General features: G+C 36.7%; 12 protein-coding genes. 7 read left to right on the top strand and 5 right to left on the bottom strand.

What is annotated here, in order from left to right; translation table 11 throughout:
- Window positions 1–107: 107 nt before the first annotated feature.
- Together EM308_RS03560 and EM308_RS03565 are read left to right on the top strand one after the other, a co-directional pair.
- Window positions 108–1,070: an L-threonine 3-dehydrogenase gene (locus EM308_RS03560; RefSeq protein ID WP_035636412.1), complete on the top strand. Its 963-nt coding sequence runs from the start codon at window positions 108–110 to the stop codon at window positions 1,068–1,070.
- A 347-nt stretch (window positions 1,071–1,417) separates the two neighbouring features.
- Window positions 1,418–4,078 carry an MGH1-like glycoside hydrolase domain-containing protein gene (locus EM308_RS03565; RefSeq protein ID WP_035636414.1) on the top strand — a complete coding sequence of 887 codons (2,661 nt, stop codon included), beginning with the start codon at window positions 1,418–1,420 and terminating at the stop codon, window positions 4,076–4,078.
- Window positions 4,079–4,172: 94 nt separating this feature from the next.
- Here EM308_RS03565 and EM308_RS03570 read toward each other — a convergent pair whose 3' ends face one another.
- From EM308_RS03570 to EM308_RS03590, 4 genes are all read right to left on the bottom strand, one after another.
- Window positions 4,173–4,994, bottom strand: a complete 822-nt coding sequence (locus EM308_RS03570; protein WP_035640519.1) for a DUF1444 family protein — start codon at window positions 4,992–4,994, stop codon at window positions 4,173–4,175.
- Window positions 4,995–5,292: 298 nt separating this feature from the next.
- A complete protein-coding gene (locus EM308_RS03580; protein WP_035640521.1) occupies window positions 5,293–7,167 on the bottom strand; it encodes a M1 family metallopeptidase in 1,875 nt (624 codons plus the stop codon).
- A 64-nt stretch (window positions 7,168–7,231) separates the two neighbouring features.
- Window positions 7,232–8,827 (bottom strand): S8 family peptidase, encoded by a 1,596-nt coding sequence (locus tag EM308_RS03585; RefSeq protein WP_035640523.1) that lies wholly within the window; start codon window positions 8,825–8,827, stop codon window positions 7,232–7,234.
- A 226-nt stretch (window positions 8,828–9,053) separates the two neighbouring features.
- Window positions 9,054–9,911: an MBL fold metallo-hydrolase gene (locus EM308_RS03590; protein WP_035640524.1), complete on the bottom strand. Its 858-nt coding sequence runs from the start codon at window positions 9,909–9,911 to the stop codon at window positions 9,054–9,056.
- A gap of 256 nt (window positions 9,912–10,167) precedes the next feature.
- Between EM308_RS03590 and EM308_RS03595 the strand changes: the two genes are divergently transcribed.
- From EM308_RS03595 to sufD, 5 genes are all read left to right on the top strand, one after another.
- A complete protein-coding gene (locus EM308_RS03595; RefSeq protein ID WP_035640525.1) occupies window positions 10,168–10,497 on the top strand; it encodes a HesB/IscA family protein in 330 nt (109 codons plus the stop codon).
- A gap of 98 nt (window positions 10,498–10,595) precedes the next feature.
- Window positions 10,596–12,044: a Fe-S cluster assembly protein SufB gene (gene sufB / locus EM308_RS03600; protein WP_035640527.1), complete on the top strand. Its 1,449-nt coding sequence runs from the start codon at window positions 10,596–10,598 to the stop codon at window positions 12,042–12,044.
- An 84-nt stretch (window positions 12,045–12,128) separates the two neighbouring features.
- Complete coding sequence (locus EM308_RS03605; RefSeq protein WP_035640530.1) at window positions 12,129–12,536, top strand: four helix bundle protein; 408 nt, start codon at window positions 12,129–12,131, stop codon at window positions 12,534–12,536.
- A gap of 21 nt (window positions 12,537–12,557) precedes the next feature.
- A complete protein-coding gene (sufC, locus tag EM308_RS03610) occupies window positions 12,558–13,304 on the top strand; it encodes a Fe-S cluster assembly ATPase SufC (protein ID WP_035640534.1) in 747 nt (248 codons plus the stop codon).
- An 81-nt stretch (window positions 13,305–13,385) separates the two neighbouring features.
- On the top strand, window positions 13,386–14,702 hold the full coding sequence (sufD, locus tag EM308_RS03615; RefSeq protein WP_035640536.1) for a Fe-S cluster assembly protein SufD: 1,317 nt from the start codon (window positions 13,386–13,388) through the stop codon (window positions 14,700–14,702).
- Window positions 14,703–14,856: 154 nt separating this feature from the next.
- Here the strand turns inward: sufD and EM308_RS03620 are convergent, their stop codons facing one another.
- A complete protein-coding gene (locus tag EM308_RS03620; RefSeq protein WP_035640538.1) occupies window positions 14,857–16,200 on the bottom strand; it encodes a serine hydrolase domain-containing protein in 1,344 nt (447 codons plus the stop codon).
- Between the last annotated feature and the right edge of the window lie 129 nt (window positions 16,201–16,329).

Genomic DNA, 16,329 nt, shown 5'->3' on the forward strand with positions numbered 1-16,329 from the left:
ACCTTACGCAAATAAGGTTGTTAATTTTACAATATTCATAAAAAACAATAAATTTATATCCTATAATTTGCGAAATCGTTATATTTGTATTTCAAAAATCATCAAAAATGAATCCAAAAATATTAATAATAGGTGCCTGTGGGCAAATTGGAACCGAATTGACCCATGAACTCCGTGCCATTTATGGAACAGACAACGTTATTGCCTCCGATATTCGAAAATTAAATAATGAAGTTGTAAACTCAGGGCATTTTGAGGTAGTCAACGCTTTGGATTTTAACCAAATTCAACACCTTGTAGAAATTCACCAAATTACAGATGTCTATTTGATGGCTGCTCTGCTCTCTGCAACTGCTGAGAAAAACCCCGCCTTTGCCTGGGATCTTAATATGAATTCGTTGTTTCATGTTCTTAATTTGGCGAAAGCCGGACAAATCAAAAAAATATTTTGGCCTTCGAGTATAGCTGTTTTTGGCCCAAACACCCCAAAAGAAAACACCCCGCAATACACCATTATGGAGCCTTCCACCGTATATGGAATCAGCAAACAAGCGGGCGAAAGATGGTGCGAATACTACCACAATATGTTTGGCGTCGATGTACGAAGCGTGCGTTACCCAGGATTAATCAGTTGGACCACACCACCAGGCGGAGGAACAACAGATTATGCCGTAGACATATACCACAAAGCCATTTCTGAAGGAAAATACGAATGTTTCCTGACCTCTGAAACCAAAATGCCAATGATGTACATGGACGACGCCATTGCCGCGACCATCAACATTATGAAAGCCCCAGTTGAACAAATCAAGATTCGTTCTTCTTACAATCTTGCTGCCATGAGTTTTACCCCAACAGAAATTGCAGCTGAAATCAAAAAACACATCACAGAACTCGAGGTAACTTACGAACCTGACTTCCGTCAAAAAATTGCCGACAGCTGGCCTTCAAGTATTGACGACAGCTGTGCCCGTGAAGATTGGGGATGGAACCATGAATTTGACCTGGAAATGATGACCGTCGATATGCTAAAAAATCTAGCCCCACAATACAATACCGATTTACAATAAATACAAATTGGACGTGACCCCAAAATGTCATTAAATAAAAGATTGCTGATTTTTGATTAACGATTTTTGATTTAAGAAGTAGGAAAAAACACAAAACAGAGCGTCTAATTATTTAGTCACACCAAATCTGAAATCGACAATCGTTAATCAAAAATCTAAAATCTCTTACCCTCACGCAACTTCAGTACACCCAAGCACTACATCGTTTGACTAAACCATTTCCATAAAAAAAACAATTCTTAAATAACTATTCATTAATTATCTCCTCAGATTTTTACCAATTATATACCTGTTTTTAAAGGTGTTTTAACTAAATTGCAGTTAGAAACAAATTATTATAAAAGGGTATGCCAGAAAAAAATCCGGAAAAAAACGCAGAAAAAACGCGTTTACTTTTAAGAACCGACAACAAAGGCTGGAAAAAATGGGGTCCCTATTTATCCGAAAGACAATGGGGAACCGTAAGGGAAGATTATTCTCAAAGCGGTTATGCATGGGGCAGCACCACGCATGATATGGCTCGTTCCAAGGCGTATCGATGGGGCGAAGAAGGAATTGGGGGAATTAGTGACAACAAACAGCATGTATGTATTGCCTTTGCTTTTTGGAATCACAAAGACCGCATCCTCAAAGAACGTTTTTTTGGGTTAACTCCCGCCGAATCCAATCATGGTGAGGATGTCAAAGAAATATATTACTATCTGGATTCTACGCCAACGCATTCCTACCAAAAAATGCTTTACAAGTATCCTCATGCTGCTTTTCCTTATGAAAAGCTGATTGAGGAAAGTAAAAAACGGAGCCGTCAGGAAGCCGAATATGAATTACTCGACACTGGTATTTTTGACAAAGACGAATATTTTGATATCACCATTGAATATGCCAAAGATGCCGAACAAGACATCTTAATCAAAATTACAGTCGAAAACCGTTCCAAACTACCCGCGCCCATTACGGTATTACCAACCGTCTGGTTCAGAAATACCTGGAGCTGGGGGTATGAAAACTACAAACACAAACCAACGCTAATTGGAGTCGACAATTCGCATATAGAAGTCAATCACCAACTGGTGGGACACTTCAATCTATATGCCGAAAATCCCAAAGATTTCTTGTTTTGTGACAACAAAACCAATTTTGAAAAATTATATAAATCGCCCGCCCAATCTGCTTATGCCAAAGACGGAATCAACGATTATATCATTAACCAAAAACAAAGTAGCATAAATCCTGAGAAAATAGGAACCAAAGCATCGGTACATTACGACGATATCATTCCTGCATTGGGGAAAAAAGAATATCGCATCCGTTTTACTAACACCAAACCAAACGACGCTTTTGAAGATTTTGATGCCATTTTCGAAAAAAGAATTGAGGAGGCTGACGAATTTTATGATTCCATCCAAAAAGGAATAAAAGACGAAACCTTAAAATCCATTCAACGCCAGGCCTACGCCGGAATGCTATGGACCAAACAGTGGTATTACTACAATGTTTTTGAATGGCTAAAAGGAGACCCATCGACACCAAGACCCGATGCCAATCGAAATGCAGGGCGAAACAGTACTTGGAAGCACATGTACACTTCCAACATTCTCTCCATGCCGGACAAATGGGAATACCCCTGGTTTGCCGCTTGGGACTTGGCCTTTCATACTTTGCCTCTGGCAAGATTAGATCCTGATTTTGCCAAAAGGCAATTATCGGTCATCCTTCGGGAATACTATATGCACCCCAACGGACAAATTCCTGCTTATGAATGGTCTTTCTCGGATGTAAATCCGCCGGTACATGCTTGGGCAACTTGGAAAGTTTATGAAATTGACAAAGAAAATAATGATGGTATTGGTGACACCGTTTTTTTGGAACGTATTTTCCACAAACTATTGCTCAATTTTACGTGGTGGGTAAATCTAAAAGATACCAATGGAAATAATGTCTTCGGGGGCGGATTCCTCGGGATGGATAATATTGGAGTGTTTGACCGCTCTGCCGATTTACCAACGGGAGGCCATTTGGAACAGGCTGACGGAACTGGATGGATGGCAATGTATTGCCTAAACATGCTGCGAATCGCATGTGAAATATCTCTAAAAAATCCTGTTTACCAAGACATGGCTTCCAAATTCTTTGAACACTTTCTTCATATTTCGGGGGCAATGCAGGCTTTAGGAGACAATAAAGTCAATCTTTGGGACGAAGAAGACCAGTTTTATTACGATATGCTCCATAAGGAAAACGGAGATGCCGAACTACTAAAAATCCGTTCGATGGTCGGATTAATTCCGTTATTTGCCGTAGAAGTATTAACGCCTGATTTACTCGAAAAACTTCCTGTTTTTAAACGTCGTGTAGAATGGGTTTTAAAAAATCGTCCTGATCTTGCCAATTTGGTTTCCAGCTGGTACACTCCGGGGAAAGGCGAAACTAGATTGCTCTCTACACTAAGAGGACATCGCATGAAAATGATTCTCAAGCGTATGTTTGACGAAAAGGAATTTTTGTCTGATTTTGGAGTTCGTTCCCTGTCCAAATATCACAAAGAAAATCCGTATAAATTTAAGCATGATGGAGGAACTATTCAGGTAGATTATACACCAGCAGAAGCCACAGGCGATATGTTTGGAGGAAATTCCAATTGGAGAGGGCCTATTTGGTTCCCGATGAACTATTTGATTTTGGACTCATTGGAAAAATTCCACAGCTATTATGGCAAAGATTTCAAAGTAGAATTTCCAAGTCAATCTGGTAAATTGACGACTTTACAGGAAGCTGCAGAGGGAGTCGCAGAGCGCTTATTAAAACTATTTATTTCTGATGCCAATAAAAAAATTCCAATGTATGGTGAATACAAAAAGTTTCAGGAAGATCCGCTTTTTAATAAAAACCATTTATTTTTTGAATATTTTGACGGCGATACTGGAAAAGGCCTTGGCGCCAACCACCAAACGGGATGGACAGGACTCATTTCAGAAATTATCCGGCATTTGCATGGCGAAAATGAATAAAAAAAAATCACCGATTAAAGTTTTAAACTTTAATCGGTGATTTTTTTTACGAAATGAAAACGCCTCACTTGCTCTAAGTAGTTAACAACAGTAATTATATTATTTCAAATTTTTTTCCATTCCATTTGTAATAATTTGTTGATATCGAATGGTTTCCAGTTTCATAACTTTTCAGAACAGTTTTTTGTAGTTTTTCGATTGATTTTTCATCGTTTGAACCAGTTATAAAAACTAAATCTCTATTTGGTATTGCAATGACTATATCTCCATCAACATCGAAATTTTCTTTAGTCCAAATATTTTGCATCAAGATAAGGCTTACTTCATAATCCCCGCCAGCAATTAGTCCAAAATTTCCATTCTCTCCAACTTTTTCTATTTTCGGGACAACATTATTGAGATTCTCTATAGAATTCTCTAGTAAAGTAATTCTATCAATATTTAACTTTTCAAATTCGTCTTGAGTAAAATAATTAATGTCTTTATCTCTATCCTCTGCATAAACTATGATTAAATCTTCATTATATTTTTCCCAAACTAATTCAGGAATCTTATAATCCTTTGTTGAACTACCAAGATTTTTTAACTGCTCAAAGTAATCACTTGGCTTTATTACAGGAACAATTCTATCGATGTTAATTTGTTCATTTTTTTTATATAGATTAGTACTTGCATTTGAATATCTTTCTATGGTTTCGTTTAATTCTTTAGGTCCAAGTTTATATTCCCGATACGAATTATCCAAAAAATGAGTTATTTCACCATTTTCGCCAAAATTGGCCTTTATAACTAATGGTTCCATAATTTCATAAGTTACATTTGGATGTCTTTTTGAAATAGTCGCCAAATATTTTTCTGTAAATTCACTTTCAGATAGTACTTTAGTTCCTAATATTTTATTGAGTAGTTTTTTCATTATTGTGGCTAACTTTTAATATGTCTGATAAAATCACTCCAATTCGCTCAATTCGGGTAGATAGGTCTGACAATTAATGGTTTATTTTCCCAAATATATAAAATAATAACTACAAATTTATCAAAGGCTTTTCGCTTTATCTTGTCCAATGATTCAGATTCTGGAGCAACTTGTTGAGATCCTTCCTTCGTCAGGATGACAACGTTGCGGAGATTGGATTTGGTCAAAAAAATTTCACAAAAAAACTCTTTCAAAACCTAACATTTTAAAAGAGCTTTTTAGTATTCTTTACAAAAATTTACTTCACTTCGTAAACATCATTATCTTGTTTAATATCGGCCATTAAACCGCTTGGATCTATGATAATTTTCTTGATAGCAGTCTTAGGTTTTGAAATATTGAACTCAAAAGTAGGATACGCCCAGGCCCAATCATTAAGAACGGTTCTTTTAATGGCCGGAGTTGGGTTCTCTTTTATAAAACTCATCATTCGCAACGGGATGTAGAAACTTTCTTTGGTTCCGTCTGCATATTCTACCAAAAGATCGATAGGCATTGGCATTCTCCCAAAGCGTTCTAACGTTACGGTTGTTTTGTCTCCATTTTCTTCAACATATGAGATTCCGTAATCTATGGTGTTTAATGTTTCGGTCCAGTCTACCAAGTACCAATCCAGGTTGGCTCCAGAAACTCGTTCGGCAGTTCTCTTGATATCGTTTGGAGATGGGTGCTTGAATTTGAAATCTTGATAATATTTTTTCAAGGTTTTGTTCACGTTGTCCTGACCAATAACATAAATCAATTGCGAAAGAAATATGCTTCCTTTTACATAGGATGCAATGCTATACGAACGGTTTTCGTCATAACGATCTCCGTGAGTGGATAATGGCTGCTCCTTCCCTGATTCTACCAATTTATAATAGGTGGCATAGTTCCCCTTGAATGGATTTACTTCTTTTTTATCTTTCATTTCATTCAAAGCTAAGTCTTCGATATAAGTTGTAAACCCTTCGTCCATCCAAGGATGCTTTGATTCATTGGAAGCCAAAATATGTTGAAACCAAGAATGTCCCATTTCGTGTGTTGCAGTCCCTAAAAGTCCTTCTAGTTTTCCGTTACCCAACATCAAAGTACACATGGCATACTCCATTCCGCCGTCGCCTCCCTGAATAAACGAGTATTGTTTATATGGATAATTTCCAACTGTTGTATTGTAATAATCCATCACCTTTACCATCAAAGGTTCCAGTTTTTTCCAGTTTTCGGTTACTGCTGGTTTATTTTTGTACAAGAAATGTAAATCGACATTATTTGGTCCTTTAACGATATCGTGTACGTAATTCTTATCTGCAGCCCAAGTGAAATCATGTACCATTGGTGCCACAAAATGCCAAGTCAAGGTTTCTGTGTTTTTGGGATAAACTACGTTAACTCCAGTATCCTGATAACCATGTCCTATTTGGTTTGGATTTTGCAAGTAACCGGTACCTCCTAGAGTATAATCTTTATCGATTGTGATTTTGACATCAAAATTCCCCCAAACTCCATGAAATTCTCTGCCAATGTAGGGATCTGCATGCCAGCCCTCAAAATCAAACTCGGCCATTTTCGGGTACCATTGCGCCATCGACAATTCGATTCCTTCTACATTATTTCGACCAGTACGACGGATTTGCACAGGTACTTGCCCTTCAAAGTCTAAAGTTAAAGTTGTTTTTGACTTTGGTAAAATGGGTTTTGCTAAAGTCACTTCCAGAATTGTCCCTACCTCTTTGGAAACAGTAGCAACACCATTTTGTTTAAAATTTGAAATTTTCAAATATCCTGTTTCATTTGGTTTCAGGTTTTTGATTCGACTTTCTTTTAGGTGTTTTCCGTCGACTTTTATTTTGGTAACCATTCGGGCATCTGGATCTTTTATGGCCTGAAGTCTAGCATCCATTTCGCTTCCCGGCTGAAAAGCATTTTCATATAAGTGATAAAATACTTTCTTTAGCGTATCGTTCGAATTATTGATATAAATCAATTCTTGTTTTCCTTTATACTGATAGGTTTTGACATTCATAGTGACGTCCATTTTGTAATCAACATGTTGTTGCCAGTAACCTTGTTTTTGGGCAAATAAACTCCCAATATTTAGAGAGAGGAAAACGAATAAAAAAAGTTTGCGCATTGTATTTAAAATAAAAAAATGGAAGAGCCATAAACTCTTCCATGGGCATTAATTATGTAAAAAATTATTTCTTAGACATTTTTTCGGCCATCAATAATGCATTGTATGCATTGACCATTTTAGCTGATTTTGATGATTTAGCAGAAGCTACCGGTACCGGTTTTTGATTTGGATCTTGGCTTTCGCCCAAATCCACTTCAGCTGGAAGAGGAGTTCCTGATTCCATCAAGATTTGTTTTACTTGATAGGCTTTTAATTTTGGGTAATAGGAACGAATCAGAGCGGCAACTCCAGCAGCATTTGGTGCAGCCATCGAAGTTCCTTGCAAATATTTGTATTTGTTGTTTGGAATGGTTGCGTAAATTTGGTCACCAGGAGCAAATACATCTACGTTGAAATTACCATAATTTGAAAACTCGGCGATAACGCCTTCTCCATAATGATTATTCAAAGCTCCAACAGTTAGCACATTCGAAGCAAATTCTTTTTTGTTATCATCAGAATCATTTGGGTAGCTTGAGTTTTCACTCAAATCAATATTCTCACCATCATTCCCTGCAGCATGAACAAATAATACGTCTTTCTTTTCGGCATATTTTATGGCATCATAAACCCATTGTTTGTGAGGAGAATAACTTTTTCCAAAACTACCGTTGATTACTTTTGCCCCATTATCTACGGCATAGCGAATAGCCAAAGCAATATCTTTGTCGTACTCGTCACCATCCGGAACTGCTCTCACGGCCATAATCGCAACATTGTCTGCAACACCGTCGCCACCAATATTGTTACCTCTTACCTGAGCGATAATTCCAGCAACGTGGGTTCCGTGTAGTGCCTCTTCTTTATCTGGCCCGTAAACAACATTGTTTCCGTACTTGGTTTTGGTAATATCTTCGGGATTGTCGCCCAATATTTTTCGCCCGTCAAATTCTTTATTCAAATTATAATTAAGCTGATCGTAAACATATTTATTATAATCCTCTAATTCGCTTCTGAAACCTGGCCCGGCATTGCTCAAGATGCGGGTCATAATCATTTTGCTTTTGCTCAAATCAGGATCTGTAGTTGAGATTCCGTTCAAATCCGCAACCGTATAATTTTCTTTATTCAAATGTTTTTGAATGGCTTTATCAACAGCAATCAAGAAATCAACCTGTTGCTTATCCTTCAATGCCTTGTCATTTTTTTCATTGTAAGCAGCCAACGCTCTTTTGTAAGTTTCTGATCCGTCATCTCCTTTTTTTATGATACGGGTCATTTCCAGCGTTTCGTGCACAGCGTCTCCAAGAAAATTCCAACCGTGAATATCATCTATAAAACCGTTTTTGTCATCATCTATTCCGTTTCCTGGAATCTCTTTCTTATTGGTCCAAACTACCGATTTCAGATCTTCGTGGTCAATATCAACCCCAGAATCAACAACTCCAACAATGACTTTGACCCCTTTTTTGCCTTTTAGTAATTCGGCGTAAGCCTTATCCACGCTCATTCCCGGAATACTATCTTTGGCCAAATCCAGATGCGACCATCTTTGCAATTCGGACTCACTCAATTCTCCTTTTTTCGCAACATAGTTTGCCGATGTTTGCGCATTCGCCGAAAGGCATAAAGACAAAGCCACAAATAATGCCGATGCCGTCAAATTAGTTTTTTTCATCTGTCTGTAGTTTTACTAATAAGCCTCAAAAATAATGGAAGTTTATTAGATATTAAGCTATTATTAACGGTTTTTTATGAATTAAAACTTTACCGTCAAAGCTGTTTTTATTTAAGTTTTAGAACAATCAATATGTAGTTATTATTGTAATTTCGTTACGTTTATGATTGTACATAATAAAGTCTTCATTTCAAATTAGCTAAAATGAAATTTGTTTATACTTATTTTAAAAAATATCCGAACAACTGAATCGCTCTTTCAAACGAACACCTTTCTCTGTATGTTCGACGGTTATGATTTCATTATGAGCGTCATGTTCCAAAAACAAATAATAATTATTGTCGGCGGCGGCGTTCAAGAATTTAGCTTTCTCTGGCATGGTCAATAACGGTCGCGTATCATATCCCATTACGTAAGGCAAAGGCAGGTGACCGGCAGTTGGCAATAAATCGGCACAAAAAACAATGGTTTTATCCTGAAATTGAATATGTGGAATCATTTGCTTCTCGGTATGACCATCGGCATAAAAAATTCCAAAATCCAACTCTTTTGATACTTCAAAATCGCTTCCTGGTTTTGATATAAAGTGCAATTGCCCGCTTTCCTGCATTGGCAAAATATTCTCGGATAAAAAAGAAGCTTTCTCCCTTGCATTTGGTTTTGTCGCCCATTCCCAATGATTTTCGTTGCTCCAGAATTTAGCGTTTTTAAAAGCAGGCTCATAACCCGTTTTGTCCTTATTCCACTGCACACTTCCGCCGCAATGGTCAAAATGCAAATGCGTCATAAAAACATCGGTAATATCATCACGATGAAAACCATATTTTGCCAATGATTTATCCATCGAAAAATTTCCCCAAAGCGAATAATACCCAAAAAACTTATCGGATTGCTTATTCCCCATTCCGGTGTCTATTAAAATCAATCGGTTTCCTTCTTCAATCAGCAAACAGCGTCCGGCAATATCAATCAAATTATTTTCGTCGGCTGGATTGGTCTTGTTCCAAATGGTTTTTGGCACCACGCCAAACATTGCTCCGCCATCGAGTTTAAAATTGCCTGTTTCTATGGGATAAAGTTTCATTGTTAAATTAATTTTATAAAACTGCAATTTAACAAAATCCTATGGCTTAGCTACACTTATATAACAAATTTCTATTTTGACATCAGTTATATAAATGTCATCATTTATGGAAAAAAGCATTTTATGTCGTATCTTTGCAGTTAATTTAGACGAAATAAAGATAGGGTCTATTTGTGGTTTTTGTAATCTGCTCCTTTTATTGCAGATTCATTATTAATCATTTAGCTCCAAAAAATAAAATAAATATTACAAACACATGATACAAGTTTCTGATACTGCCAAAAAGAAAATCATCGATTTGATGAAAGACGATGGTTTTGATGCCGCCGTTGACTTCGTGAGAGTCGGCGTAAAAAGCGGTGGTTGCTCTGGTTTGTCTTATGATTTGAAATTTGACAAAAATAAAAACGAAGACGACAAAATATTTGTAGACAACGATATAACAATTGCTGTCGAAAAAAAATCATTCCTTTATCTAGCAGGAACAATATTGGAATTTTCTGGAGGTTTAAACGGAAAAGGATTTGTTTTTAACAATCCAAATGCCAATAGAACCTGCGGTTGCGGGGAAAGTTTCTCGCTATAAAACAATTAAATGATTCAAAAATTTAAAGATTTAAAGATTACGGAAGTGTTTTTAATTTTTAAATCCTTCAATTTTTAAATCTTTCAATACTAAAAAAAATGTCAAAATACACCGAAGACGATTTAAAAATCGAATTAGAGACCAAAGAATATGAATACGGATTTTACACCGAATTGGAGTCGGAGACGTTTCCTATTGGTTTAAATGAAGATATTGTTCGAGCCATTTCTCAAAAGAAAGGAGAACCACAATGGATGACCGATTGGCGCATTGAGGCTTTTCGCGCTTGGGAAGAAATGATAGAACCGGAATGGGCTAATGTAAAATATGAAAAACCAGATTTTCAAGCCATTTCTTATTACTCAGCCCCTAAAAAAGCCGATCCAAACAAAACACTGGATGATGTAGATCCGGAACTTTTGGAGATGTACAAAAAATTAGGCATCTCTTTGGACGAACAAAAAAAGATGAACAATATTGCTATGGATATCGTGGTTGACTCTGTTTCGGTAGCAACAACATTCAAAGCGACTTTGGCCGAAAAAGGAATTATCTTCATGAGTATTTCCGAAGCCATCAAAGAGCACCCGGAATTGGTTCGTAAATATATTGGTTCTGTCGTTCCTCAAAGAGACAACTTTTATGCGGCATTGAATTCCGCTGTTTTCTCAGACGGATCTTTCTGTTATATTCCAAAAGGCGTTCGTTGTCCAATGGAACTTTCTACCTATTTTAGAATCAATCAAGCAGGAACAGGACAATTCGAGAGAACATTATTAATTGCCGATGAAGGCAGTTACGTTTCTTATTTGGAAGGCTGTACAGCACCAACGCGTGACGAAAATCAATTGCACGCCGCAGTTGTAGAATTAATCGCCTTGGATAATGCCGAAATTAAATATTCTACCGTTCAAAACTGGTATCCTGGAAACAAAGAAGGTAAAGGTGGGGTTTTCAATTTTGTAACCAAAAGAGGATTTTGCGAGAATAATGCCAAAATTTCTTGGACACAAGTAGAAACTGGTTCTGCAATTACTTGGAAATATCCATCGGTTATTTTAAAAGGAGACAACTCAATTGGAGAATTTTATTCCATCGCCGTTACCAATAATTTCCAACAAGCCGATACAGGAACCAAAATGATTCATTTGGGTAAAAACTCAAAATCGACCATTATTTCCAAAGGTATATCAGCCGGAAAATCGCAAAATAGTTACAGAGGTTTGGTTCAAATTGGAGCTAGAGCCGAAAACGCAAGAAACTTTTCGCAATGTGATTCATTGTTAATGGGAAATAATTGCGGTGCACATACTTTCCCATATATCGAAAGCAAAAACCCAACTGCCAAAGTAGAACATGAAGCTACAACGAGTAAAATTGGTGAAGACCAAGTTTTCTATTGTAACCAACGTGGAATCCCAACCGAAAAAGCAATCGCGCTTATCGTAAATGGTTTCAGCAAAGACGTGTTGAACAAATTGCCAATGGAGTTTGCTGTGGAAGCACAAAAATTATTGGAAATTTCATTGGAAGGCTCTGTGGGATAGAAAATTGTTTAAAGTTTAAGGTTTAAAAGTTGTTTAACCGGAATCGATTATTAACTTTAGATAAAGAAACTTTAAACTTAAATAATGGCAACAATTACACGATTTGAAGATTTAGAAATTTGGCAAGAAGCTAGAAGACTTGCTAAAGAAATTTATATAATTAGTATTGAAACCGATTTAAAAAATGATTTTAGATTTAGAGATCAAATAAAAGCATCATCTGGTTCAGTAATGGACAATATTGCTGAAGGATTTGAACGGAATGGAAATTTAGAGTTTAGACAATTTTTGTCAATTGCTAAAGGTTCAGCTGGTGAATCTCGATCACAATTATACCGAGCTTTAGATTTCAATTATATTAACGAAGAAAAATTTACTGCTTTAAGAATAGGTTACGAGAATTTAAGTGGAAAAATAAACAATTTTATAACATATTTAAACAAGAAAGATTTTAAAGGCACTAAGTTTCAGCAAACAAACTTTACACTTTAAACTTTAAACAAAAAGAAACAAATGTTAAGCATAAAAAATTTACACGCCGCGATAGGTGACAAAGAAATATTAAAAGGAATAAACCTTGAAGTAAAAGCTGGAGAAGTTCATGCGATAATGGGACCAAATGGTGCCGGGAAAAGTACCCTTTCGGCTGTTATTGCCGGAAACGAAAATTATGAAGTAACCGATGGTGAAATCTTTTTGGATGGTGAAGATTTATCAGATCTTGCTCCTGAGGAAAGAGCACACAAGGGAGTTTTCCTTTCGTTCCAATATCCTGTGGAAATCCCAGGAGTTTCGGTAACCAACTTCATGAGAACCGCTATCAACGAAACTCGCAAAGCCAACGGACAGGAAGAAATGCCTGCCAACGAAATGTTGAAAGTAATTCGTGAAAAATCAGAATTATTGGAAATCGACAGAAAGTTCCTTTCTCGTTCCCTTAATGAAGGTTTCTCCGGTGGCGAGAAAAAAAGAAATGAAATTTTTCAAATGGCGATGCTGGAACCAAAACTGGCCATCCTTGACGAAACCGATTCTGGTCTTGACATCGACGCCTTGAGAATTGTTGCCAATGGTGTAAATAAATTGAAAAGTGACAAAAACGCTGTCATCGTAATTACTCACTACCAAAGATTATTGGATTATATCGTTCCTGATTTTGTTCATGTTCTTCACAACGGAAAAATTGTAAAATCTGGTGGAGCTGAATTGGCTCACGAATTGGAAGAAAAAGGATACGACTGGATTAAAGGAGATAATTAAAATTTGTTTAAAGTCTAAAGTTTAAAGTTGTGCTATATAACTTTAAACTTTTAAACCTTAAACTTTAAACAATTAGAGAATATGGAATTAAAAGAAAAATTACTATCGTCTTTTATGGCTTTTGAAGAGCGTATCGATGTTCATTCCGAACTTCACAACGTACGTACAGCGGCTATAAAAAACTTCGAAAATAAAGGATTTCCAACCAAAAAAGAAGAAAGCTGGAAATACACTTCGCTAAACGCTATCTTAAAAAATGACTATAGCGTTTTTCCAAAAACCGAAAGTGCCATTCAATACAGTGATGTAAAAAAATATTTTTTACACGAAATAGACACTTACAAAGTAGTTTTTGTTGATGGCGTTTTCAGCTCACATTTATCTTCAACAACTCATGACGGTATCGATGTTTGCTTGATGTCATCGGCATTGAACAAACCAAAATACAAAATGATTATTGATAATTACTTCAATAAAATTGCCAGTAAAGACGAGAGTTTGACTTCGTTGAATACGGCTTTCGCCAATGAAGGAGCTTATATCAATATCCCGAAAAGCAAAGTGGCCGACAAGCCTATCGAAATCATGTATTTCTCTACAGGAAACGAAACTGCGCTTTTGGTTCAACCTCGAAATTTGATTATCGTTGGCGAAAATTCACATGTGCAAATCATTGAACGTCATCAAAGTTTGAATGACAATCCGGTTTTAACCAATTCGGTTACCGAGATTTTTGCACAAAAAAGAGCCATTGTGGATTATTACAAAATTCAGAATGACAACTTGGGAGCCAATTTAATTGACAATACGTATGTTTCACAAAAACAAGAAAGTCACGTTTCAGTTCACACTTTCTCTTTCGGAGGAAACTTAACCCGAAACAATCTGAATTTCTATCATTTTGGGGAAAGACTAACGAGTACTTTGAACGGGATCACAATTATTGGCGAAAGCCAGCACGTTGACCATTATACTTTGGTAAACCACGCTGCGCCAAATTGCGAAAGTTTCCAAGATTACAAAGGAATTTTCAACGATCGTTCTACTGGAGTTTTCAACGGAAAAGTATATGTGGAAAGAGAAGCTCAAAAAACAAATGCTTTCCAGAAAAGTAATAACATTATTTTGAGCGACAAAGCAACAATTAACGCCAAACCACAATTGGAAATCTTTGCTGATGACGTAAAATGTTCACACGGTTGTACCGTCGGACAATTGGACGAAACAGCCATGTTCTACATGCAACAACGTGGAATTCCGAAAAAAGAAGCCAAAGCATTATTGATGTACGCTTTCTCTAACGCAGTAATCGAAAACATTAGAATACCAGAATTGAAACAACGAATCACCAAAATCATCGCTATGAAATTGGGAGTGAAATTGGGATTTGATTTGTAGTTTTTAACCGCAAGGTTCGCAAAGAATTACGCAAAGTTCGCAAAGTTTCATAATAAACTTTGCGAACTTTTTTAGTTAAAAATATCAACTCATCTGTCAATAGTGAAAATACGTAGAATAGCGCCCTTTGCGTAATTCTTTGCGAACCTTGCGGTTACTTTTTTTTCAAACTCCCCACAACCCCACTCAACAACCCATTAAAATCAAATTCCTCTTTCAAACCCAATCGCACAACTACCAAATCCTTCGACGGAATAATGGCTACCATTTGCCCCTGAAAACCGCTGCAATAGTACATATCTCTTGGAACATCCGGAAAATGACCACTAGCATTGAGCCAAAAATGTGCACCATATCTTCCGTTGGAAGTACTTGCTGGTGTGGCAACATACTTTGCCCAACTTGGATCAAATAATTGTTCTCCGTTCCAATTACCTTTGTGCAAATAGAGCAATCCCAGTTTCGACCAATCTCTTGTCGTTGCCCAGGCGTAGGACGAACCCACATAATTCCCCGCCATGTCGGTTTCGACAAGCATTGAGTTCATCCCGATTTTATCAATCAATGCCGAATACCAAAAATCGAGATATTCTTGATGCGTCTTGAATTGCTTCCGCAAAATTCCAGAAAGTAAATTGGCTGTTCCTGAAGAGTAACTCCAATGGGTGTTGGGTTTGTAAATCGCAGGTTTTAGCAACTGTGACCGAGTCATATCTTCGGTTTTGAAAAGCATTTTGGTCACATCACTAATTCTGTCATAATGCTCATCCCATTCCAAACCCGAATTCATGTGCAATAAATCGTTGGTCGTAATGTATTTACGGTCGTCGTTTTGCCATTCGGTAATCGGAGCGGGTTTGTAAATATTATATTTTCCCTGTTTTTGAAGTATTCCAAAAAGAGTTCCCGTAATACTTTTAGTCATAGACCAGCCCAGAAGAACGCTGTTTTTGGTAAAACCATCAACATATTTCTCGGCGATGATTTTGTCTTTGTAAATAACCAAAACCGAACGTGTTTTTTTATCATTATACCCTTTGACATCAAACGCATTGGCGACAGCCTGATTCAATTTGACATAATCAATATTTTCAAAAATTGAATCTTTCGGTTCTGCATCTCCATAAGGAAAAGGAAGATTATTGTTTAATTTTATTCTTTTTGGAATTTCATAAGGTTTTGTAGCATCAAAATCAGCATCAATTAAAGTCGCTCCCAAACCAGGTCTATAAATCGCTTTTCGTTTTTTCAAACCCAAAACAGACGCTGTCGCAGATTTCCCTTGTTTGTCTATTCCATCTGATGCCCATGATATTACATCAAAATTATTATCATTTTCTTCGATACTTTCCAACGAACGATTGGCTACAAAATATCCCGAAGCAGTACTTTTGGCCGAAAAGCCCGATATCAATTCCAACTTTAAATAATTCGTAAAAGCAAAATATCCCACAAGCAGGAATAGAAGAAAAACACCTATTTTGAAATATTTTTTCATAACAGACATAATTACACCAATTTAGTGAAAAAAGAAACACCAACTCCAAACAATTAAACCTAAAATCCAGGGAAAACGCATGAGTTTTTAAAATAACCGCAGATTCGCAGATTTATTCCTTACAAACTT

The sequence above is a fragment of the Flavobacterium gilvum genome (assembly GCF_001761465.1).
In the GTDB taxonomy this organism is placed as follows: domain Bacteria; phylum Bacteroidota; class Bacteroidia; order Flavobacteriales; family Flavobacteriaceae; genus Flavobacterium; species Flavobacterium gilvum.

Excerpts from the sequence above, each read along its gene's own strand:
- sufC (WP_035640534.1), top strand. The coding sequence starts at position 12,558 with ATGTTAAGCATAAAAAATTTACACGCCGCGATAGGTGACAAAGAAATA.
- EM308_RS03565 (WP_035636414.1), top strand. The coding sequence starts at position 1,418 with ATGCCAGAAAAAAATCCGGAAAAAAACGCAGAAAAAACGCGTTTACTT.
- sufD (WP_035640536.1), top strand. The coding sequence starts at position 13,386 with ATGGAATTAAAAGAAAAATTACTATCGTCTTTTATGGCTTTTGAAGAG.
- EM308_RS03585 (WP_035640523.1), bottom strand. The coding sequence starts at position 8,827 with ATGAAAAAAACTAATTTGACGGCATCGGCATTATTTGTGGCTTTGTCT.
- EM308_RS03605 (WP_035640530.1), top strand. The coding sequence starts at position 12,129 with ATGGCAACAATTACACGATTTGAAGATTTAGAAATTTGGCAAGAAGCT.
- sufB (WP_035640527.1), top strand. The coding sequence starts at position 10,596 with ATGTCAAAATACACCGAAGACGATTTAAAAATCGAATTAGAGACCAAA.
- EM308_RS03595 (WP_035640525.1), top strand. The coding sequence starts at position 10,168 with ATGATACAAGTTTCTGATACTGCCAAAAAGAAAATCATCGATTTGATG.
- EM308_RS03580 (WP_035640521.1), bottom strand. The coding sequence starts at position 7,167 with ATGCGCAAACTTTTTTTATTCGTTTTCCTCTCTCTAAATATTGGGAGT.
- EM308_RS03620 (WP_035640538.1), bottom strand. The coding sequence starts at position 16,200 with ATGAAAAAATATTTCAAAATAGGTGTTTTTCTTCTATTCCTGCTTGTG.
- EM308_RS03570 (WP_035640519.1), bottom strand. The coding sequence starts at position 4,994 with ATGAAAAAACTACTCAATAAAATATTAGGAACTAAAGTACTATCTGAA.
- EM308_RS03590 (WP_035640524.1), bottom strand. The coding sequence starts at position 9,911 with ATGAAACTTTATCCCATAGAAACAGGCAATTTTAAACTCGATGGCGGA.
- EM308_RS03560 (WP_035636412.1), top strand. The coding sequence starts at position 108 with ATGAATCCAAAAATATTAATAATAGGTGCCTGTGGGCAAATTGGAACC.